The sequence below is a fragment of the Micromonospora sp. LOL_014 genome (genome assembly GCF_048060245.1).
Lineage (GTDB): Bacteria > Actinomycetota > Actinomycetes > Mycobacteriales > Micromonosporaceae > Micromonospora_E.
The window spans coordinates 139,958-162,050 of sequence record NZ_JBHMIP010000006.1 but is presented as its reverse complement, the minus strand read 5'-3'; the positions used below and the strand labels follow the sequence as shown (position 1 = coordinate 162,050).

Annotated in this window: 13 protein-coding genes and 1 riboswitch; of the genes, 7 read left to right on the top strand and 6 right to left on the bottom strand. The window is 68.8% G+C overall.

Translation table 11 applies throughout. From position 1 onward, the window contains the following. Positions 1-103: 103 nt before the first annotated feature. Positions 104-234, top strand: a riboswitch (cyclic di-AMP (ydaO/yuaA leader). Between the two features lie 4 nt (positions 235-238). Then, the gene (locus tag ACFHW1_RS07735; protein ID WP_416615139.1) at positions 239-1,438 is read left to right on the top strand and encodes a coiled-coil domain-containing protein; all 1,200 of its coding nucleotides are present in this window, start codon (positions 239-241) and stop codon (positions 1,436-1,438) included. Positions 1,439-1,848: 410 nt separating this feature from the next. Beyond that, on the top strand, positions 1,849-4,806 hold the full coding sequence (locus ACFHW1_RS07730) for a glycosyl hydrolase (RefSeq protein ID WP_416567514.1): 2,958 nt from the start codon (positions 1,849-1,851) through the stop codon (positions 4,804-4,806). Between the two features lie 161 nt (positions 4,807-4,967). Here ACFHW1_RS07730 and ACFHW1_RS07725 read toward each other — a convergent pair whose 3' ends face one another. Together ACFHW1_RS07725 and ACFHW1_RS07720 are read right to left on the bottom strand one after the other, a co-directional pair. Beyond that, complete coding sequence (locus tag ACFHW1_RS07725) at positions 4,968-5,846, bottom strand: serine/threonine-protein kinase (RefSeq protein WP_416615137.1); 879 nt, start codon at positions 5,844-5,846, stop codon at positions 4,968-4,970. Positions 5,847-5,958: 112 nt separating this feature from the next. Beyond that, positions 5,959-6,318 carry an STAS domain-containing protein gene (locus tag ACFHW1_RS07720; protein ID WP_278170530.1) on the bottom strand — a complete coding sequence of 120 codons (360 nt, stop codon included), beginning with the start codon at positions 6,316-6,318 and terminating at the stop codon, positions 5,959-5,961. A gap of 431 nt (positions 6,319-6,749) precedes the next feature. On the opposite strand from ACFHW1_RS07720, the gene ACFHW1_RS07715 reads away from it, so the two are divergent. After that, the gene (locus ACFHW1_RS07715) at positions 6,750-7,145 is read left to right on the top strand and encodes a hypothetical protein (protein WP_416556298.1); all 396 of its coding nucleotides are present in this window, start codon (positions 6,750-6,752) and stop codon (positions 7,143-7,145) included. Between the two features lie 85 nt (positions 7,146-7,230). Here the strand turns inward: ACFHW1_RS07715 and ACFHW1_RS07710 are convergent, their stop codons facing one another. Continuing rightward, a complete protein-coding gene (locus tag ACFHW1_RS07710) occupies positions 7,231-9,951 on the bottom strand; it encodes a cellulose binding domain-containing protein (protein ID WP_416556297.1) in 2,721 nt (906 codons plus the stop codon). A 243-nt stretch (positions 9,952-10,194) separates the two neighbouring features. Here ACFHW1_RS07710 and ACFHW1_RS07705 point away from each other — a divergent pair, with 243 nt between their 5' ends. Continuing rightward, positions 10,195-10,632: a hypothetical protein gene (locus tag ACFHW1_RS07705; protein WP_416556296.1), complete on the top strand. Its 438-nt coding sequence runs from the start codon at positions 10,195-10,197 to the stop codon at positions 10,630-10,632. Positions 10,633-10,808: 176 nt separating this feature from the next. Beyond that, the gene (locus ACFHW1_RS07700; RefSeq protein ID WP_416556295.1) at positions 10,809-11,225 is read left to right on the top strand and encodes a hypothetical protein; all 417 of its coding nucleotides are present in this window, start codon (positions 10,809-10,811) and stop codon (positions 11,223-11,225) included. A gap of 104 nt (positions 11,226-11,329) precedes the next feature. On the opposite strand, the gene ACFHW1_RS07695 is transcribed toward ACFHW1_RS07700, so the two are convergent. Together ACFHW1_RS07695 and ACFHW1_RS07690 are read right to left on the bottom strand one after the other, a co-directional pair. After that, positions 11,330-12,646, bottom strand: coding sequence for a hypothetical protein (locus ACFHW1_RS07695; RefSeq protein WP_416556294.1), 1,317 nt, complete (start codon positions 12,644-12,646; stop codon positions 11,330-11,332). 523 nt (positions 12,647-13,169) lie between these two features. Next, positions 13,170-13,928, bottom strand: a complete 759-nt coding sequence (locus ACFHW1_RS07690; RefSeq protein ID WP_416556293.1) for a S1 family peptidase — start codon at positions 13,926-13,928, stop codon at positions 13,170-13,172. A 285-nt stretch (positions 13,929-14,213) separates the two neighbouring features. Between ACFHW1_RS07690 and ACFHW1_RS07685 the strand changes: the two genes are divergently transcribed. Then, entirely contained in the window at positions 14,214-18,146 is a 3,933-nt protein-coding gene (locus tag ACFHW1_RS07685) for a patatin-like protein (RefSeq protein WP_416615135.1), read from the top strand. Here ACFHW1_RS07685 and ACFHW1_RS07680 read toward each other — a convergent pair. Next, complete coding sequence (locus tag ACFHW1_RS07680; protein ID WP_416556291.1) at positions 18,111-20,210, bottom strand: prolyl oligopeptidase family serine peptidase; 2,100 nt, start codon at positions 20,208-20,210, stop codon at positions 18,111-18,113. The genes ACFHW1_RS07685 and ACFHW1_RS07680 overlap by 36 nt on opposite strands. A gap of 263 nt (positions 20,211-20,473) precedes the next feature. Here ACFHW1_RS07680 and ACFHW1_RS07675 point away from each other — a divergent pair, with 263 nt between their 5' ends. Continuing rightward, entirely contained in the window at positions 20,474-22,066 is a 1,593-nt protein-coding gene (locus ACFHW1_RS07675) for a restriction endonuclease (RefSeq protein WP_416556290.1), read from the top strand. Positions 22,067-22,093: the final 27 nt, after the last annotated feature.

Sequence of the window (22,093 nt, the reverse complement as noted above, 5' to 3'; positions counted from 1 at the left end):
GATTTTTCCAGACATAACATGGCTATCGATACCGGGACGACGACCCGGGGAGCCGGTAGTCTCGGCCCCGGTCTCCGCTCGGGCGGCGCCCCTCCGGCGCCCGCGGAGGCCGTCGCCTAATCGCCGTACGGCGAGCCGGGGAACCACGTACCTGGGGTGCATCCGCGTCACGCGGTAGGGATCTTCCGTCCCGAACCCGTCAGCTAACCCGGTCGGCGGCTGACGGAAGGAATGCACAGTGTCGCGCACAGTCCACAGAAAAACCCGATTCACGTTATTGGCGGCGTTGACCGCCGCCCTGATGGCCGTCACCGGCACCCCGACCGGCTCGCCGGCCGGAGCCGCCCTGCCCGCCAACCGGCCCGACCGGGTCGACAACGAGGGAGGCACCGACAGCCTGCGCAAGGAGCTCGATGCGGCCTCGAAGGGCTGGATCGACGCCAAGGCGGCGCTCAACCATTCGAAGGACCGGCAGAAGAAGCTGTCCGAGCAGCTCGACACGGTCGGTGCTGAACTGGAGCAACGGAACAGGAACGTCGGGCACATCGTCGACCGCGCGTACCGCAACGGCCGGCTCGGCCCGGTCTCCGCGCTACTCAACAGCACCTCGCCGGAAGGGTTCATCGACCGGGCGGCGGCGCTGAGCGCGGTGACCGCCAACGAGGAGAAGCAGCTCCGCGAGCTGTACCGTACCCGTGACCAGGTGACCAGGTCCAAGGCCGCGATCGAGCATGAGATCCGGGAGCAGCAGAAGCAGGTCACCATCATGGACCAGCGCCGGAACCAGGCGGAGCGGGCACTGGCCGTCGCGGTCGCCGCCGAGAAGCAGGCGGAGGAACAGGCGAGGCAGCAGGCGGCGGAGGAGGCCGAACGGGCGGCCGCCGCCAGCGGTTCCTCCGGCTCCGGGTCGTCGGGATCCGGTTCCTCCGGCTCCGGGTCGTCGGGATCCGGGTCGTCGGGATCCGGGTCGTCGGGATCCGGGTCGTCGGGATCCGGGTCGTCCAACGCGTCGGCGACCCCGGCTCCGCGCAACGCGAACGGTTCCTGGCCGGCCGAGTCGTGCAACGTCGACGACCCCACCACCTCCGGCTGCATCACGCCCCGTACGCTGCACGCCCTGAACCAGGCGAAGGCTGCCGGCTTCACCCGCTACGTGTCCTGCTTCCGCAACGGCAGCTCCGGCGAGCACCCCAAGGGCCGGGCGTGTGACTTCGCCGCCCAGCCCAACGGCTTCGGTGGAGTGGCGACCGGCGGTGACAAGAGCTACGGCGACAACCTCGCGAACTACTACATCAACAACGCCGACCGGCTCGGTGTGCTCTACGTGATCTGGTACAAGCGGATCTGGCTGCCCAGCAGCGGCTGGAAGACGTACAGCGGTGCGGGTGGCGACCCGTCCAGCGACCACACCAACCACGTGCACCTGTCGGTGTACTGACGTCGCGCGCATGGGGGCGGACGGCCACGTCGGCGGCCGACCGCCCCCATTTTCTATTCGCGACGGAATCAGCATACGGAGTTATTTGCGCAGCATCGGCAGACCGATCGGCATAACGACCGACGGCCACCGGCAACTATGCGAGAGCGCTCTACCACCACGCAGTCACACCCGGCTCACGCTGGGCACATTGCAGCTCGCGCGACTGAGAGAGCGCTCTCACAGTTAGATATATAGCAGCAGCGGTACGGCTGTCAACAGACCGCGACGACCCCGTGCCGGATGCACGAAACTTCATGTCGGGATATTGACAGAAGCCCGCATGTCTGGTGACCTCCTGGCAATAACTCATTAATGGTCGTGAAAATTTTCGCGATCGTGGACCGCGCCCTACCCAACCCGGAGGCACCATGAACCTGTCGATCCGTGGCGCGCGAACAGGTCGTACGCCGCGCCGGATCCTGGCAGCCACCACCGTGACGGCGCTGGCCGCCACCGGACTGATCTTCGGCGTACTGCGCACCGCCGACGCCGCCATCGTCGGCGCCGGCAGCTACACCACCACCCGTCCGGCGGGCGCGGCCGCCCCGACCGCCTGCGGCAGCATCTCCGCCAACCCCCGGCAGTACGTCACGGGCAGCGCCCCGGCTGGCGCGGTGCCGACCAACGACTGGTGGTCGTCGCTGTTGTTCAAGCGGTACAACTGTGCCTACTCCGACCCGCTGCACGCCCACCCGATGTCGTTCCAGCCGACCGCTGGCGGGCTCGGCGTCTCCTACACCACCGAGGCGGCGATCTCCGGCACATCGACCGGCGTCGGCGAATACCACTACCCGTACACCCGGGAGTTCACCCTCGGCGTCGCCGGACTCAACGCCCCGGACGTCAAGGTCGACGGCTGGACCGACTGGACGGTCAGCCCGTACTGGTCCGACGGCACCCGTACCCTGCGCGCGACCGTCGGCCACGGCCTGCCGTTCGTATACGCCCAGGTCACCGGCGGCAACGCCGAGCTATCGTTCCCCGGCACCCCGACGGTCTGGCACCACAGCGGCACCCGGGTCGGCTTCTCCATGCGCGGCCACGACTACGTCGCCTACGCCCCCAGCGGAGCGACCTGGTCCGTCAACGGGACCACCATCAGCTCCACCCTCGCCGGCCGCAGCTACTTCTCCGTCGCGCTGCTGCCGACCGGCGCCGGCACCAGCGCCGCCCGGCGCACCGCGCTGATGGACAGCTACGGTCGGTACGCCCACGCTCACGTCACCGGCACCCGGGTCAGCTGGAGTTACGACCAGGCCGGCAGCACTGTCGACGCCACCTACAGCTTCACCACCACGGCCCGGGAGGGCTCCGCCACCGGCACGGTCGTCTCCCTCTACCCCCACCAGTGGAAGCACCTCGACGGCGGCAGCCCGATCGCCGAGACGTACGTGTCGGCCCGCGGCCCGATGCGCAACCTGGTCGGTGCGACGTCGTTCCGGACCGCGATGCGCTTCCACGGCGTACTGCCGGAGGTGCCGGCGGTGGCCACCAGCGTCGGGGCCGACCTCGCCACGCTCACCGCACACCTGGACCAGGCCGCGTCCGGCGACCCGCTCGCCGGCTTCGACAACGACACCTACTGGACCGGCAAGGCGCTCGGCCGGGCCGCCCGGCTGGCGGAGATCGCCGATCAGCTCGGCCGCACCGCCCAACGCGACCATCTGCTCACCGCCATCCGAAACCGGCTGACCGACTGGTTCACCGTCAGTCCAGGCAAGACGCAACGGGTGTTCTTTTACGACCAGGCGTGGGGCACCCTGGTCGGCTACCCCGCCTCGTACGGCTCCGACACCGACCTCAACGACCACCACTTCCACTACGGCTACTACATCGCCGCCGCCGCGACGCTGGCCAAGTTCGACCCCACCTGGGCGTCGACCAGCCAGTACGGCGGCATGGTCGACCTGCTGATCCGCGACGCCAACAGCTGGGACCGCAACGACCCGATGTTCCCGTTCCTGCGCGACTTCGACATCTACGCCGGCCACGACTGGGCCGCCGGGCACGGAGCGTTTTTCGCCGGCAACAACCAGGAGTCGTCCTCGGAGGGGATGAACTTCGCCAACGCCCTGATCCAGTGGGGACTGGCGACCGGCAACACCGCGATCCGCGACGCCGGGCTGTACATCTACACCACCCAGTCGGCGGCCATCCAGGAATACTGGTTCGACTCCTCGGACACCAACTTCCCGGCCTCCTTCGGCCACCGGTCGGTCGGGATGGTCTGGGGCGACGGCGGAGCGTACGCCACCTGGTTCAGCGCCGAGCCGGAGATGATCCAGGGCATCAACATGTTGCCGGTCACCGGCGGCTCGCTCTATCTCGGCTACCGGCCGGACTACATCGCCACCAACAGAAACGCGCTGGTCACCAACAACGGCGGCCCGCCGACGGTCTGGCAGGACATCCTCTGGTCGTTCCAGGCGCTGGGCGACGCCAACGGCGCCCTGACCGACCTGCGGGCGAACCCCAACTACCCGGTCGAAGAGGGCGAGAGCCGGGCGCACACCTTCCACTGGGTACGCAACCTGGCAGCGTTGGGCCGGGTCGACACCGGCGTCACCGCGAACACTGCCCTGTACGCGGTGTTCAACCGCAACGGTGCCCGCACCTATGTGGCGAGCAACATCAGCGCATCGCCGGTCACGGTCACCTTCTCCGACGGCACCCGGATGACCGTACCGGCCGGCCGGACCGCCACCACCGGGGCGCATACCTGGAGCGGCGGCAACGCTACCGGTGCCCCGACCACCCCGAACCCGTCACCGAGCCTGTCCCCCACGCCGCCGACCTCGCCCACGCCGGATCCGACCACCCCGCCGGTCACCTCGGACCTGTTCCATCTGCGGTCCGCCGGGGTGCTGAGCAACACCGCCGGAACGAACGCGACGACGGTCACGGTGCCGTCGGCCGGCGGGGCGAACCACGACGGTACGCCGCACAGTCCGGTCACCTTCCGGGCCTGCGGGTTGACCGGTGCGTACCGGTCGGTGGCCAGCACGTTCGACCTCCAGGTGGACGCAGGCACCTCGGTCGGTGCGGGCATCCAGGCCCGGGTGTCGTACGACTTCACCGGCTCCGGCAGCTACGGCCGTACGGAGACCTACCATTACTTCGCCACCGACCCGGTGCCCGGCACGGAGTCCTACCGGCAGGGCGCCGGACTGAAATCCGCCTCGGGTGAGTTCCGGGCGATGAGCAACGGGTGCGTCCGGCTGGAGTTGTGGAATGCGATCGGCAACGCACCGACCACGGTTCGGGTTGACGTGGCGAACGCCGACGCCGGTCCGTCGACCCTGCGGGTGCCGTTCCGGATCGGCTGATCCGACCAGCACCTCCGACCGGTGCCGAAGGAGGAACCCTTTCCCGACGCGGGGCGCCGGGAAAGGGTCCTCGCCGTTGACGATGCCGGACGTGCCGCGACGGCGGAGCCACTTCCCGGACATCTGCTACATATTGCACAATCCCCCAGCATGACCGATAATTACCAGATCCAGGGCAGAACGTCGTGACTCGCCCTGGCGACGCCGCTGCCGCTATCTGGGCCGACGCCGCTGTCGCTGTCGCCGAGCAGGTCCCAGAGCGCGAACGCCGCCTCGACGCTGGTCGGTCGGTTCTCCGGACGCTTGCTCATGCAGGCCCGGCAGAGATCGGCCACGGGATGCGGCAACCCGGCGACCGCCAGCACCGGAGTGGGAGCCAGGGCCCCTGTCCGCACACCGGTCACCGGCGACCCCGGGCTGACCCCCGGGTACGGCAACCGCCCGGTCAGCATGTGGTAGAGCAAGACGCCGAGGGAGTAGACGTCGTCGCCCGGTCGACCGGAGCCAGCCACCGTGCCGGCCGACCGGCCGGCCACCGGCGGGCCCGCCAACCGAGCCAGCCCGAAGTCGATGATCTTAGCGCCGGACCGGGTCAACATCACGTTGCCGGCGGTGAGATCCCGGTGCACCACGCCCCGCCGGTGGGCCACTGCCAGGACGTCTGCGGCGGTGCCCGCCGTGCGCACTGCGGTCGGCCACGGCAACGGACCGCCGGTCAGCCGGTCAGCCAGCGACTCGCCGCAGATCAGCTCCATGACGACATACGACGACGTGCCGCCCCCGGGTAGCGGCAGTTCGCCGACGTCGTAGACGCGGGGCACACTTGGATGCCGCAACCGCTGGGTGATCGACGCCTCCCGGCGGATGTCGTCCCTGGCCCGTCGGTCGTCGGCGGCGGCCGGTGCCAGCAACTTGATCGCGAACGGTCGGGCCGAGTGGACGTCGATCGCCTGGTAGACGACCGATACCCCACCCCGACCGATCGGACGAAGAAGGACATAGCGCCGGAGAATGGTGGTACCCACCAGCAACCATGTCACGATGGACCATTTTCCGGCAGGACAGCGCTACCGACAAGATCTACCGCCGGGTGTTAACACGGCCCTAATCAGCCGTTCGAGCTGCGGCCGGACGCCACCGACCGCCGCGAGTTCAGGAGAGCGGCACCTCGCGCTCAGCGCTGTCGCCGACATACGGCTCAGGCGCGCCGAACAGGCCGAGCAGCCCGGTCACCCACAACTGACGGTGCACGAACCGACTCGGCTCGGTCACCACCAGCTTGATGCCGCTCACCTCGGCCGCCTGAAAACCGGCGACCATCGCGCTGATGCCCACCGAGTCGATAAACGTCACCAGCCGCATGTTCAGCTGGATCCGGGTCGGACGGCCGTTGGTCAGCACCGCCTGCACCGCTTCACGCACCTCATGCGCGGTATCCACGTCGATCTCACCCTGTGGTGAAATCTCGACCACTGCGCCAGGCAGGGTCGATGTGACAACCGACAGGCTCACGCGAGCACCTCCACTCGCCCATCCGGGCGTCTCGTCAGTACGCGGGCCGCGACCGAGAGTATTCCGGTACGGGCGTCGCCGCCAGCTTCCGCCGGGCCGGATCCGCATCCGACGGGCACAATAATCGCTAACAATCAGACATCCCGCATCATAGCCCCCTGCGCGCTGAGCTACGGCACGGACACCCAGGCACGATCCGTAGAGGCTTGGAGCGCCTGAGTGCTCACCACGAACCTCTGGTGCCCCACCGGCCTCCGGCTCCGAGCCGGCTGTCGTCCCAACAGTAGCGGCCCGATACGACAGAAGACAGCCGTAACGGCGCGCCGACGAGGGGGTTTGCCGCCGACCAGGGCTGGGCACGTGGAGGCAACCGCAGCGCGCCACGGCCGCCGGGCGCTACCGGCATCCGTGGCGCTGGAGGAGGTAGCAGCATGTTCGCGACCAATCTGATGGAGCGCCGCCGCAAGCCGCAACGCGTCACCGACCAGGCCTGGGCGCATCTGGTCTCGGCGGTCGACTCCGCCGGCGACGCCGCTCGCCTGGCCCGCCGGCACACCTCGAGCCTCGCCACCGAGACCGGATCGCGGATGGGCCCGGCCAGCGCGGAGGCACGGCACCGGGCGCGAGCTGCCGTCGACGCGCTCGCTGGCCGTCGTCTGGCCATGCCGTGGGCGTGGCTCGCCGGTGCGGCGGCGGCCGGGGTGGCCCTCGGCTGGCTGGCCGGGGCGATGACCCGGTCGGTGCTCCGGCCCGGCGAGCGGTTTGACGAGGCGCGAATCGAGTTCGTCGACGTGGACGAGCCGACCGGCAGCGCCCCGCGAGGGTGATCGGCCCCGACCGCAGCATGACCGCTGGGGGCGGCGTCGACCGAGGTCGACGCCGCCCCCCCTGGTCATGGACCCGCCACCTGGCTCAGGCCGCTGCGCAGCTCACGACCGCTGGAACTCCGTTACCAGCTGTCCAGTTGGCCAGGAAACCCAGCGTGGTACTGGCCCCGGGACCAAGGTCACCGTTCCACGACGCGTTTTGAACTGTGACATCGTCACCGCTCTGCGCGTGCTGCCCGCCCCAGAGCTGGGTGATCCGCTGACCGTCGGGAAAAGTCCAGGTCACCGACCAGCCGGTGATCCCGGTGCTGCCAGTGTTGGTCACCCGGACCTCACCCTGGAAGCCGCCCTGCCAGGAGCCGACCACCTGGTAGACCGCCGTGCATCCGCTCGGCGGCGGGGTGGTCGGACCGGGGGTGGGGCTGCCACTCGGACTCGCCGTGGGACTCACCGACGGGCTCGGACTGGCCGACGGGCTGCCGGACGGGGTCGGGCCGACGGTCGGTGACGGCGGCGCACCGAGCCGGTCCGCCATCAGAATGCCGCGGCCGTTGGTGCCGAGGTACACCCGGCCGTACACTCGGGGATCGCCGGTGATCGCGTCGCCCATGTTGCCGTACTGATGCTGGTCGTCGTTGATCCGTACCCAGCTGTCACCGGTATCGTCGGAGCGGAACACCCCGGTGACCCCGTCGATCGTGCCGACCAGGAAGACGGCGTGGTAACCGGCCCCGGGTGCGGCCTTGCCGAACCCGACGTTGCGGCCAGCAGCGACGCCAGCCACCCGGCTGAACGTGGCACCGGAGTCGGTGGAACGGAACAGGCCGGAGTCGCCGGCCAGCCAGATGTGACCTTCGTGGCCGGCGACCGTAGCGAACCGGCCCTGCTCGGCCGGCAGACCGGTGGCCGCCGAAACGACGAAGCTTCGACCCCCGTCGGTGCTCACATAGAACTGCCCGTCCGCGTAGGCGTAGAACGTCTCGCCGTCCACCCGATCGGCCTCCACGCGCGCCCCGGCAGGCACCCCGGTGGACGGGCTGAACCCGCCGCCGAAGCTGGTCGCATGGTGCACGCCGACCCCGCCGGGACTCCACACCACCGCGCCACCGTCGGCCGCAACGGCGACCGTACCGCCGGAGGTGACGCCAGCAGGCTCGCTGCCGGCATACCAGTTGGCCCCGGAGCTGTACGAGTAGGCGATGTGGCTGACACCGGAGTCGCCGTTGCCGACCCGGACCATCTGCTGCGGGTTCAGCTCGGCGTAGTCGATGCTGGTGTTGCCGGAGAGGTTGGGCTGGTCATGCATCATCGCGGGCACGGTGTCCGGGTCGGTGTGCCGGAAGCCACCGATGTCGCCGAGCCCGGAGATCAGGAAGGCGTCGCCGGTCGGCGGGCTGACCAGGTCGAGCACCGCAGTCTCCTCCAGGCCCTCGACCATGGTACGGATGGCGACCGTGCCGCCGTCGTCCAGCGCGGTGAGGTTGGTCGAGCCGTAGATGGTGGCACCGGTGCCGTACATGAACCGGTCCGGGTCGTGCGGGTCGATCGCCAGGGCCTCGGTCATCCAGCCGAGCTTCGGGGTGACCTCCGGCGGCTGCGGGTTAGCCCCCCAGGAAAGCCACGGCGAGCCGCTGATGTCCATGGTGTAGTGGTCGGTTCGGTTCGGGTAGGTGATGTCGTAGAACGACGTCCAAGAAGCGCCGCCATCGGTGCTGCGGTAGATGAACGTGTCCGGCCACCACGAGCTGTAGCCGGTCACCATCACCGTGCCCGGGTTGCTCCGGTCCACGCTCAATCCGGAGTAGCCGTACCAGTTGTTCGCGGTGTCGTCCGACGGCGTCGGGCTGATCCGGATCCACTCGCCAGTCGCGGTGGCGTACTTCCAGACGTCGCCGTGGTCGCCGGCGTAGGGACCGCCGTTGTCACTGGTGGCGATGTAGAGGGTGCCGGTCGCATGGTCGATCTTGCCCTGGTGGGCAATGAAGCCGGTTGGCTGACCGGCGAGCCGCTGCCAGGTCACCCCGGCGTCGGTGCTGCGGTAAACCGTGTTCTGCAGGTCCGCCACCCCGACGTAAATGTGCGGCGTACGGCTGCCGGCGCTGCCCGTCGACTCGTCAAAGGTCACCCAGACCACCCCCGGCTGGTGGTCGAGGTACCCGTTCGGGTCGGCCGGATCCTCGGCCCAGTTGCCGGGGTTCGGGAAGCTGGTCACCTCGGCCCAGGTCTGGCCGTGGTCGGTGCTGCGCCACAGGCCGTTGCCGTTCTCGGCGCCGAAGTAGACGACGCGGTTGTCGTTCGGGTCGACTGCCAGCCGCTCCCCCATGCCCCGGCCGGGCATGTTGCCGCCGACCTTGAACGGCAACTCGGTCGCCTGCCAGGTGTCGCCTCGGTCGGTGGAGCGCAGGATCGCGCCGTTGTTCGGGTCCCAGTCGTTGGTGTACATGCCGACCGCCGCGTAAAGCCGGTTGGTCTGCACCGGATCGGTGGCCAGGCTGAGCACACCGTTCCAGCCCCAACGATCCCAGCCCACCCAGTCCAGCAGCGGGGTCCACGACTGGTCGGCCTGGCTCCAGCGGTAGGCCCCGCCGATGTCGGTCCGGGCGTAGATGAGGTCAGGTTCGGTCTCGTTGAAGACGATGCCCGGCACGAAGCCGCCGCCGTCGATTCGGACGTTGCGCCAGGAGTACGGGTCAGCGGCGACGGCGCGGGCGGGCGAGGCGGCTCCATCGGCCATCACCTGGGTGGCGACGGCCGCGACGCCGGCGAGCACCACCGCCGCGAGTGTGCCGGCAAGGGTTCTGCGCATGTAACGGGCTTCCTCTCTGCACAGGCAGACGAATGCTGCGTCGGGTTTGCCGGGGGTGCCCAGGCCCCACTTCCGGCTTGCCGACTCCCGCAACCGGCCGATGCCCAGACGCTCACACACACCGCGACAAGGTGTCAATAGTTTGGTTGGCAAACAAAGAAAACCCGCACCACCGACCCGTCCGGCGACGCTCGGCGGCGGTACGAGCGCACCGGACGGCGGCACCGACAGTAGGCTGGTCAGGTGGGGCAACGGGACCAGCAGGACTGGGCGCGGCAGCGCCGGCAGGCAATCGCCGCCCATGCGGCCGACCAGCAGCGCCGTCGGGCCAACGAGGCCCAGCAGGCCGCGGATCTGCTCGCTGAGTTCGTCGCGACCGCCCGGCGTCACGGAATCGCCGCGCAGCACCTGTCCGCCCAGCCACACCACGGCCGGGGCCGGTACCGGACCGGGCTGCACGGCTGGTACCTGAAATCGGACCGCGCCCTGGCCGTCGGTACGGACGGGAACCTCTACCTGTTGACCGTCCCGGCCAGCCTGCGGTCCAGGTTGACCGGCATACGCGTCTCTCCCATGGAGCCACGGCTGGTGATCGGTGCCGGCGGTCGCGACGGCGAGTCCATCCCGCTCGCCACCCTGCTCGAACGGCGGCTCGCCACAGGCCCCGGGCAGTCCGGCTGACCGAAGCGGCGCCCTGTCCTCGATTGGACATCATCAGGCTCTAGTTACACTCCGCTGTCAAACATAGACTTCAAATCACTTGCCGTTCTGCTCGGGCCCGGCGGACGGCACCGGTTCCATCCCTTTCGGCATCTCGCGTCCACACTGCGGAATGCCAGTTTGCGAGGAGTCCCACCATGTCCGAATCATTCAGCGCGGAACGTGACGCCGGCATCACCGAACAGCCGCCGGTGTCCAAGACCGAACGGGAGCAGGCCAGCATCGCGCTGGTCCCCGCCACCACGTCCGGGATGCCGCCGACCGCCCAGAGCTTCTTCGCGGTCGTCAACTCCAACGGCACTTTGGCCCGCGGTTTCGGCGCAGTATCCGCAACCCGTCTCGCCACCGGCACCTACCAGGTGGTCTTCAGCCACAACCTGACCGGATCGGCCTACGTCGGCAGCATCGGCCTGTCCGGCAGCCTCGGCGCGTCGGCCCCGGGTGAGATTACCGTCGTGGGTCGGGCCGGTATCCCCAACGGGGTGTTCATCCAGACCTTCGCCAGCGCCGGAGTGCTGGCCGACCGCGGCTTCCACCTGGCAATCCTCTCCTGACCGGCCGGTTCTGTTGATCAGCCCAGAACCGCGCGCGACCGGAAAGGCTGCGGGCCCGGACTCGTCAGAGTCCGGGCCCGCAGATAGTTGAGCTATGGAACTGGTCAGTTCACGGTGATCCGGACCGAGTCGAAGGCCGGAGTCTGGTTGGCCCGCTCCGACATCGGCAGCCGGTGCGAACCGTCGCCGGCCCAGACCGAGCACTGCGCGGTGCCGGACTGCGGCATGCCTGAAACCTGAATGGTGATCTGGTCCGGCTCACGACCACCACCGCCATCCTCGGTCGCCACGAAGAACTCCGGTGCCGGAGCCGGGTCTGGCGCGACCTCGGTCGACTGCAGCATCCGGCACGCGGTGTGGAAGTGACCACGGGTTAGGCCCTGCTCGTCAAGCAGCGAGCTCTCGACGTAGTAGCCACCCTGAGCCGCCGGGAGGAAGCGGTCCCGAACCAGGTTACGGGTGCTGACCTGGATGGTGAACGGCTCTTCCACGCCAACCTCGTCCGGGAACTCAGTGATCAGCAGCGACGGGTTGTTGGCTGCCGCGCCAACCTCACCGAACTGCGTGTCGATACACCGGTTGCCGACCTGGAAACCGTCGTGGTCGTCCAAGTTACTGTCGTCACAGCTGTTGGCCAGGATTTCCAGCCCGTCGTTGCCGCCGTCGTCGCCGTTGTCCCCGCCACCGTCGTTGTTGTCGCCGTTGTCCCCGCCACCGTCGTTGTTGTCGCCGTCGTCGCCGTTGTCCCCAACGCCGTCGTTGTTGCCGTCGTCGTCGCCGTTGTCCCCGCCACCGTCGTTGTTGCCGGGACGGTTGACGAGCTCGCAGGTGGCCAGTTCGTCGAGCCCACGCGGCTGCGGCGCGACCCGGCCGATGGCGATCGCGATCCGGTCCATGGTGGCGACCCGCTTACTGGCCAGCGGGCCGAGGATAGCGTTGTTGATGAAGTTCGGCCCGCCCTCGCCGACGCTGTCGGCGAGCCGGTTGTTGGCCTCTTCGATCTGCTCTTCCAGCAGGCCGAGGTTGCGCTCCACCTCGGTGCGCGCCGCAGCGGGGACCTCCGGCAGTTTGTCCGCCACGGACGGACACTCGATGGTCGGAGCCGCGACAAGGGTGGTGCCGCTCTCGCACTCCTCGAGGGTGGTCTGTCCGTCACCCCAGTGGTGCCGTACCTCGCGACCGTTCTCCCGAGTCACGGTGGTGGTCACGCCGCCTTCAGCCGTCGAACCAGGGCTCGGGGCGACACACTCCGTGGCGGTACGCAGCTGGTCGTTGGCAGAGGAGACCTGGGTGACCGCGACGATTCCCGCGAACACCGCGACCGTGCCGAGGACAGCGATGATGCGTTTGTTGCGGCCACTGACAGTGCGCTGGTTTCGGCCACGCGGGGTCGAACTGCGCCGTTGTGCCGACCTGTACATGGGGGTTACCTACTCCTTCTCGTCGAGGGCGGCGCGGTTGACAGGCGTCGTCCAGTGGGGCAGCCGTGTTCTGCTAGCTGGTCAAACGGGTGCCATCAAACGCCCACTTCCATTACCGGAACGAGTTCGCACCACGTTTACGAGAAGCCACGCTAAAAGCGGGTTATCCGAGCTGTCAAGCAGCCCGATCCTGCATCCAGGGAGTCTCACGGTTAGTGAAAAATTGGCAGGCGTCCCTCAACCCGCCGACATCATACTTTCGGTCAATGGGCCGGGTTCAACCTCGGCTGAAAAATCTTGCCTCGGCAGCTCAGAGCCGCGTGACGGACACCGACCGCATTCACCTCGTTCGACCAACAAGGCGACCCACGTACCGCAAGCTACCGCCTGGAAACTCAGCGGAATCGCTACGAGTCGAACCGATACCGCAGTGAGATATTCCACCCGCCGGGTGATCGCAGGGGTGCGCCGCACCGGCGGACCGGCGCGGCGCACGGAAAGTTGGGGTTCAGGCTGGTGCGGGTCAGGCAGGCAGGCCACCCACCTGGGTGTCGATCCAGGAGCGGATCGACGGCAGGTCGCCGTAGATCGACGGGCCGGTGGCACAGGTGGAGTTGTTGTTACCGGCGCGGCTGGTGGCGCCGATCAGGTACCACCGCCCGGAGACCCTCCGAACCTGCGGACCACCGGAGTCCCCGTAGCAGGCACCGGCGTTGCCGTTGGTGTTGTTGGTACAGATCTCGTACGCGCTGTCGATACGGCGACACCGACTGTCCGCGACGATCGAGGTGTCCAGCTCGTGGGCGACGGTCGGGGCCGAGCCACAGCCACGCGGAGCACAGGTCTGGCCCCAGCCGATGATCCGGGTGGCGGTGCCGACCGCACCGGAGGTGGTCGGGATCGGTGCCGGAGCGTAGGTCACCGAGCTGGCCAGCTGCATCAACTTGACGTCGATCCGTGGATGATTGACCGCGCGGGTCACCCGGACCACCGTGCCGCCGCTGGTCCGGTTGACGCTGCCCACCCGCACCGAGGCCGGAGTCGGGCAGTGCCGGGCGGTGACCACCCAGTTCGACTTGATTAGTGAACCGGTGCAGCCGGAGGTGTAGACCATGAACGGGTAGTTTTCGGTGGCCGGACGGCCGTTCACCACCAGGGTGCCGATCTCGTCGGCGGTGCTGGACGGCGGTGCGGCCTGCGCCGTGGTGGCCGGCATCGCGAGGCTGGCGGCGGCGAGCCCGGTGGCCAGCAGCAGCCGGGACAGGAGCGGGAGTGCCTTCATCGTGCGTGTCCTCATCGTCAGGGGGTACGCGCCGACCGATGGCGGCGCGGCGACAAACAGGTTGTTCGGCCTTGTCGGACAGGCGTTGCTAGGTACCCGATGCGAACTCTATCGACAAACGGCGATATTTCAATGCGTCTGGGGATACCGGTCCTGCCCTACCACCGGGTGATGGGGCGCCGGACGCCGCATGTCACAGGATGAGGTCGCCTGGGATCGGCCCGGCACGCCCGCGGCCCGTGCGACCATGCGAATGCCTCCCGGTGCTGCCGAGCGGAGGTGAACATGTCGGAGGATCGAGATCCCCTACCGGAGGAGAACGCTCTACCCAACCGCCGTGAGCTGCGGGTCGCCCTGGCCATGCGCGGCGGTGTCAGCCTGGCTGTTTGGATCGGTGGGGCGGTCGCGGAACTGGATGTGCTGCGCCGGACCACACCCGGCCCGCAGGGCACCGCGACTCTGCGGCGGGGGAAGTCCCCGGAACGCCCCGCCCAGCAGCAGCGGGCCGAAATCTACGCCAGCATGCTCCGGCTCGCCCGCTACGACGAGGTCAAAATCGACGTACTCGCCGGTGCCAGTGCCGGTGGTCTCAACGCCGTCGTCTACGGCGTGGCTCAGTGCGTCGGCTCGACCGTCGACGCGGTCCGCAACCTCTGGCTCGACGACGCCGACCTGTGGCAGATGATGCGGCAACCCCGCCCGGTCGGTCGGGTACCGTCGCTGCTGGCCGGCGACAAGTATCTCTACCACCGCATCTGCCGGGCGCTCTACCGGCTGCGCGACCGGGGTCACGCCGCACTCGCCACCGACGACATGACCGTCGACCTGTCCGCCACCCTGCTGGCCCAGGACCAGAACCAGGAACGCAGCCTGGCCGAAGGACAGGCCCAGTTCCACTTCACCCGCCGCGACGCTCCGCTCGACACCGGGATCACCGACTTTCCCGGACCCGCCGACCGGCCGGACGCCACCGACCATCCGTGTGACGATCCGCCGCACCCGGTCAAGTACCGGCTGGATCGACTCGCTCTTGCCGCCCGCGCCACATCGTCGTTCCCCGGGGCGTTCGAGCCCGCGTCGATCCACGCCGTCGCCGGTCACCACAACAGGTTGGAGTACGGCGCCGGCACGGACCGGACCTCGGTGCCGGAGATGTCGATGGTCTTCTCCGGACTGCGGCCGCGGAGGACCAGTCTGTACATCGGGTCCGAACCGTACTACGTGGTCGACGGAGGGATCTTCGACAACATTCCGATCCGGCGGGCGCTGCTGGCGATCTGCCGGACCGCAGCCGTCTCCCCCACCGACCGACGGTTGATCTACCTGGACCCGGATCCGTCACCGTCGGCTCGTAGCTCCCCGACTCAGCCGGACAGCAAGGGTGCCCTGCACTGGCTCCGGGTGCTGCTGCGGGCGATCGCGTTGAAACAACGCACCGAGACCGAGGAGGGCGAGCTCGGGCACATTCGCAGCACCAACGACATCGGCCTCGCCGCCCAGATCCGGCAGCACCTCATCACCCAGCAGATCATGCTCACCAGAGCGCGCCGCCGGCCCCTGGGCAGCTGGCGACCACCGGCCTGTGAGTGCCGGACCTGCCGCCGAACGCTGATCAGCGACCGAGTCGTCAGACGTGATAGCGATCCGCCACCACCGCTACCGGATCATTATCGTGACTATCGACACTCCGTCGACGCCCAGAAGCTCGCCGAGATTCTCACGAAGCCGGCGGAGTACTCCATCGGCCGACCGGCACTGTCCGGGCCGTATCAGGTTCTCGGCGAGTACGAGGCGCTGAACATCCAGGCACAACTCGACGACATCTACCACCAGGGAACGGGGAACGACGAGGAGGAGTTCCAAGACATCGAAGCGGCCTACAGCGCCACCACCATGCTGATCTCCTGGATCCGTGCACTCGAGGAGAAGAATCGCAACTCCGATTACCACGACGACCAGGCAGCGGGCGACGAGGCAGCCAAACGCCTACGGAAGGTCAAGGGCAAACTTTACCGGCTGCTGGCGCTGGCCGACCACATCCGGGACCTGGCCGGCGCCGAACTGCTTCGGGACTTCCAGGGATCGGGCGGCGCGCTGAAGAACCCGGACCTGCTGACCGCCACCCGACGCGCCCGCGCCCTGCAGCACGGGCTGCCAGGTCTCCCCGACAAACTCCGCCAAGCGATAGCCGACGGGCAATGCGACGATCAACAGTTCAACCGCATGCTGTTCGAACAGTACCCGGCGAAGTACATGGCCAGGGAAGTCGACATGTCAAGCCCTGGGAGGACCGCGCTGCACGAAATCTGGACGCTGGCCGAGGACCTTAAAGTAGAGTTGCTGGAGATTGGCCAACCGATCGCCAGGCGAAAACTGCGCAGCGACGACGACCTGTGTCCAAAGGACCGGCGAGCCTGGTGCGACTCGGCATTCAAGGACGTCCACGAGTCATCACTGCGCAAATTGAGCATCAAGAAGCTGCACACCATCTTCGCGGTAGCCGGCGGCGTGCCGGGAGTTCAACCCGTCGTCCATTACCACAAGATCACCGGCAACCAGGAGAGCCCGCTGCAGCAGAAGTTCCGCAACATCGACTGCAGCGAACGGCGCAAGCGCCTGACCGAGCGGCTGCGCACCGGCCGACTCGAGCCAGCCGATCCGGTAATCAACTCCCGTGCCAAGCTGGCCGGTACCACGCTGCACAACTTTGGATCCTTCCTCCGCCGGTCGTGGCGGGCCAACGACTGGGCCTGGGGCCGGCTGGACGCCACTGCCGGCATCACCGACATGATCGTCGACGGGCTTTGCGGTTGCTGCGACGACAACGAGCTCAACCGCGTCTGGCAGCGATGGGTCCAAGAACCCGTCCCCGGTGTGTCGGGACGGGAATGGCGACGGATCCTCACCGGCAGCAACGGTGACCTACCGCCCGCGCCTACCAGAATGAGCCGCTTGCAGCCTGACCAGCGGGAGTGTCTCAAGCGCGCGCTGAAGAGCTGGCTGCAATATCAGGTTCTGCTGGAGGAGGACCAGGAAGCCAGGGAAACGGGCCGGCCCGACAACCCTGACCAACCCCGGCAGCCAGCGGCGATGGACCACTGGGAGCAACTCACCAACCGGGTGTCCTGCGGCAACGAAGGCGTCCGAGACCTTCCGGTCGCCTACCGCTACGGTCTGTCCAGCCGAGCGGCCCACCTCACCTACCGGGCCCTCTGGCCGGCCGGCAAGGGCTGGCCGACCAGGGTCGGCCGCGCCCTGCTGCTGCTGATCCGGCCGCTGATCGTGTTGCTACCACTGGCCGCTGACCCGGCCCGCGCCGCCGCCACCACCCTGCTGGTCCTGCTCGGCTACGCGTCGATCGCCGACGCGTCCCGCGCCGACGAGAACCACCCCGGCTGGGTCGCTGGCGTCGCCGCGCTGCTCACGGCTGCCGCTATCGTCGCCGGCTGGATCCGGGGCACCCGAGACTGGGCACGGCTCGACCGCGAGACCGAATCGTGGAGCGAGGAGTGGCACCGGGTCGGCCATCAGATGTGGTGCACCGCGCGGCGCTGGCGGGCCCTGGGCCTGGTGCTGGCGGTCGTCTTCACCGCAGGAGGCGTCGGGCTGCTCTGGTTGCTTCCGAGCGGCAGCCTGCTCGGCAACCGCCCGGAAACCCTGACGATCGTCGGCACCGTCACCGTCACCACCTTGTGGTGGCTCGCCCACCGGCACGACCCGGCCCGGATCCCGCTACCCCGCCTCCGGCGCCAGAAGCAGCCGTACGACGCGGCGTGGAGCGCGGCGAACCATCGTCGTCACGTCCCCGTCCGGCGGGCCGTCTTCGTCTGCGCCATGCTGCTTCTGCTCCTGCCGCTGGTCATCTGGAAACAGCCCCGCCGGCTGCTGGAAGGACTCGCGCTCGAGTCGCTGCGGCTGGTGACCCCCCGTGCCGAGGTCACCGTGCAGGGCGTTCCCGAAGCGCACTTCCCGGCGATCGGAATCGGACTGCTCGCCGTAGCGCTGAGCGCGGTCCTGCTCTGGGGCTGGACGAAGCCGTGGCCGGCTCTCGCCGCGATCATCGGCACCGGCATAGTAGTCGCAACCGCCGCGCACCTGCTGTGTCCCGGCCGGATCACCAGCGGTCAGCTGACCGGGCTGCTCGTCGTCTGGGCGTCCTGCATGGCGGTCGTCACCGTCTTCCTACCTGTTACCGAGCAGTCCCCGGATCGGGTCTGACGCCGCCCGGCGCTCACCGGTCAGGGTACGCCGGACAAACTCCAGCAGCAGTGCCCATTTGAACGCCTGCTGTGCGTTGTCCGCGGCTGCGGAATGCCCACCCTCGACGTTCTCGTGGTAGGTGACGTCGTGGCCGTACTCGCGCAGCCGGGCGACCATCTTGCGGGCATGGCCGGGATGGACCCGGTCGTCGCGGGTCGAGGTGAGAAAGAGCGACGGCGGGTACGCCGTGCCCCGTCGGATGTTCTGGTACGGCGAGTACTCCCGCAGAAACGCCCAGTCCGCCGGATCGTCGGGGTCACCGTACTCGGCCATCCAGGAGACTCCAGCGAGCAGCTTGTGATATCGGCGCATGTCCAGCAGCGGCACCTGCCCGACGATCGCGCCGAACAGCTCCGGGCAGCGGGTCAACATCACGCCCATCAGCAGCCCGCCGTTGCTGCCGCCGTAGGCGCCGAGCCGGTCCGGGCTGGACAGGCCACGGGCGACCAGGTCGGTGGCGACGGCGGCGAAGTCATCGTAGGCGCTGAGCCGGTTCTCCCGCAGCGCGGCGGTGTGCCAGCGCGGTCCGTACTCGCCGCCGCCCCGGATGTTGGCGACCACGAAGCTGCCGCCCCGGGCCAGCCAGCCAGCACCGACGACGCCGCTGTAGGTCGGGGTCCAGGCGATCTCGAAACCCCCGTACCCGGTCATCAAGGTGAGCCCGGCCGCCGGTCCGGGCGGGCTGGTCTCGCCCGGTGTGACCAGGAAGTACGGCACCTCGGTGCCGTCGGCGGAGACGGCGAAGAACTGCCGGACGGTCATCTGGTCCGCGTCGAAGAATGCCGGACCGGTCTTGACCGGCCGCATCGGCCCGTCAACGGTGCCGTGCAACAGCGTCGGTGGCCGGATGAACCCGGCGGTGTGCAGCAGGAACTCGTCGCCTCGGTCCGGCTCGGTGTCGGCCACATCGGTGTGGTCGAATCCGCCGGCGTCGGGCAGCGTGCGCCGCCGCCAGCCGTCGTCGCCGGGGGTCAGTACGGTGATCTCGCTACGGACGTCGGTGAGGGTGACCAGCAGCAGATGGTTGCGGGTCCAGGCGTGGTAGCTGTAGGCGGAGCGCTCGGTCGGCTCGAAGACCGTGGTCAGCTCCCGTTTGCCGGCCAGGAACTCGTCGACCGGGGTGACCAGCACCGCGCCGGCCGGGTAGGTAGTGTCACCGGCCTGCCAGTCGCTGCGCAGCTCAATCAGCAGCCACTGCCGATGCAGGTCGATCTCGGCGTCCGAGGGCACGTCGACCAGGCCCCAACCGCCGTCGGGCCGCAGCAGGTAGGTCCGGTTGCGGAAGAACTCGGTGCGCCGTACCGCCAGGTCACGCTCGTAGCCGGCGGTCGGGTCGTGTACCACGGAGACGGTGACATCGTCGACCTCGCCGGCGAACGCCAGCGGGGCGTCGGCCAGCGCGGTGCCGCGCTGCCAGCGCCGGATGGTCCGCGGGTAGCCGGATTTGGTGACGGTGCCGGGCCCGAAGTCGGTGCCCACGTAGATGTGGTCGCGGTCGATCCAGCAGACGGTGCTCTTCGCCTCCGCGACGATGAAGCCGTCCGGCACGAAGTCGCGGGTGGTCAGGTCGAACTCGCGGACCACCGCGGCGTCCGATCCGCCCCGGGACAGCACCACCAGGCACCGGTCGTACCCGGGCCGCAGCACGTGGGCGCCCTTCCAGACCCAGTTCTCCCCTTCGACCCGGGCGAGTTCGTCGAGGTCGAGCAGGATCTCCCAGCTCGGCTGCGGCCGACGGAACTCGTCGAGGGTGGCCCGCCGCCACACCCCGCGGGGATGTCCGGCGTCCTGCCAGAAGTTGTAGAGGTGGTTTCCGCGCCAGGTCGGGTCGGGGATCTTGTCGGCGGAGTCGAGCACCTGCTTGATCTGGTCCCGCAGCTGGGTGAACCCCGGCTCGGCGGTCCAGCCGGCGGTGGTCTCCGCGTTTCGGTCGCGCACCCAGTCCAGGGCAGCGTCACCGAGCACCTCCTCCAACCAGAGGTACGGATCGCCGCCGTGCGACACCCGGCCGTCCATCACCATCCGTCTTCCTCCCCGCCCCCGGCCCGCTCTACGGGGGTACGCACCAGGATAGGCAAACTCGTCGTACCGCACCGCCCAGCAGAGGGTGCTGTCTCAAGGCCGGCTGCGAACGTCGCCGCCGAAGCTGGACACTGGACGCTACCGTGACGGTCGGACAAGATTGACGCACGTCCAACCTGCAGACGTGCGACCGGTGATCCGTCCGGGCCGGGTGGCGCGGACGGTTGGGGTGGGAGTGGACCGGCGACGATCGGGGCTGACAGATGAGCAGCATGCAGGAGGCGCAGCGGGCACACGCCCAGCAGGTGCACGCCCAGCACCGGGCCCAGGCCTTCGCGTACCGTCAGCATCAGCAGATGGTCTGGGAGGCGGAGAACGCCCGGCAGGCCGCCGAGCAGGTCGCCACCGAGGACGAACGCCAACGCAAGCGTCTCTACACCGAGGCCCGTGCGGCGAAGGTCGCGGCGGCCAACGCGAACCTGCGGTCGCGGGTAGCCGAGCTGGAGGAGCTGCTCGCCGACACCCTGGCCGTCGACGACCACATCGACCTCGAACGGCTCAAGCGCAGCAGCACCCCACCGCCGTTCGATCCCGGTGATCTCGCCGTACCGCTGGCCGCACCGCAGTGGTCCGACTTCGCCCCGCCGGAGCCGGCCGGTCTGGGCCGAATGTTCGGCGGCGAGGTCCGCCACCAGCAGCAGGTCGCCGAGGCGCGACAGGCGTTCGAGCAGGCCACCGCGAAACACGAGGCGGCGGAGGCGCAGCGGCGCCGCCGGCTGGCCGCAGCCGAGGAAAAGTACCGTCAGCAGTGCGAGAAGCTGGCCGCCAAGATCGCCGCGCACAACGCGGCGATCGACCGGTTCTCCGCCGTCTTCGCCGCCGCCGACCCGAAGGCCGTCGTCGAGTACTTCGGGCTGGTGCTCGGAAACTCCGTCTACCCGGACGACTTCCCGCAGCGTTACCGGCTCGCCTACCTGCCCGAGTCCCGTCAGTTGGTGGTCGAGTACCACCTGCCGGCGGTCGAGGTCGTGCCCCGGATCCGGGAGTACCGTTACCAGCCGGCCGACGACGAGGTGACGGCGGTCGGCCGCTCGGCGACCGAAATCGCCGACCGGTACGCCGACCTCATCACCCAGATCACCCTGCGTACGGTGCACGAGTTGTACGAGGCGGACCGTACCAGGCTGCTGGAGACTGTCTGTATCAACGGCATCGTCGAACGGATCGACCCGGCCACCGGCCGACCGGCCCGGCCCTGCCTGGTCAGTCTGCGTACCACCCGGGACGAGTTCGTCGCGATCAACCTGGCCAACGTCGACCCGGCTGCCTGCCTGCGCCGGCTCGGCGCACGGATCTCCGCCGACCCGGTGGATCTGGCGTCGGTGCCCGCCATTGTCGACTTCGACCAGGTCGACAAGCGGTTCGCCAATGAGATCGACGTCCTCGCCGACCTGGACCAGCGACCAGACCTGCTGACCACACCGGCTGACCAGTTCGAGCAGCTGATCGCCGACCTGTTCACCAAGCTCGGGCTGCAGGTACGCCAGGTACGTACGACGGCCGACGGCACGGTGGAGTGCATGGCGCACGATCCCCGCCCGTTGTTCGGCGGCACGGTCGTCGTGCTGGCTCGGCGCGGCGGCGGAACCATGGACGTGTCTGCGGTCCGTGACCTGTTCGGCGTCGTCCAGGCGGAGAACGCCTCGAACGGCATCCTGGTGACCACCGCCGGCTACACCTCGGCGGCCTTCGACTTCGCTTCCGGAAAGCCGTTGGAGCTGATCGACGGCTCGGCGCTGCTGCACATGCTCGCCGAGACCGGCGGGGTCAAGGCCCGCATCGACCGCCGGGCCTGAGCCGCGACCGTCGCGGGTCAGCGGGTC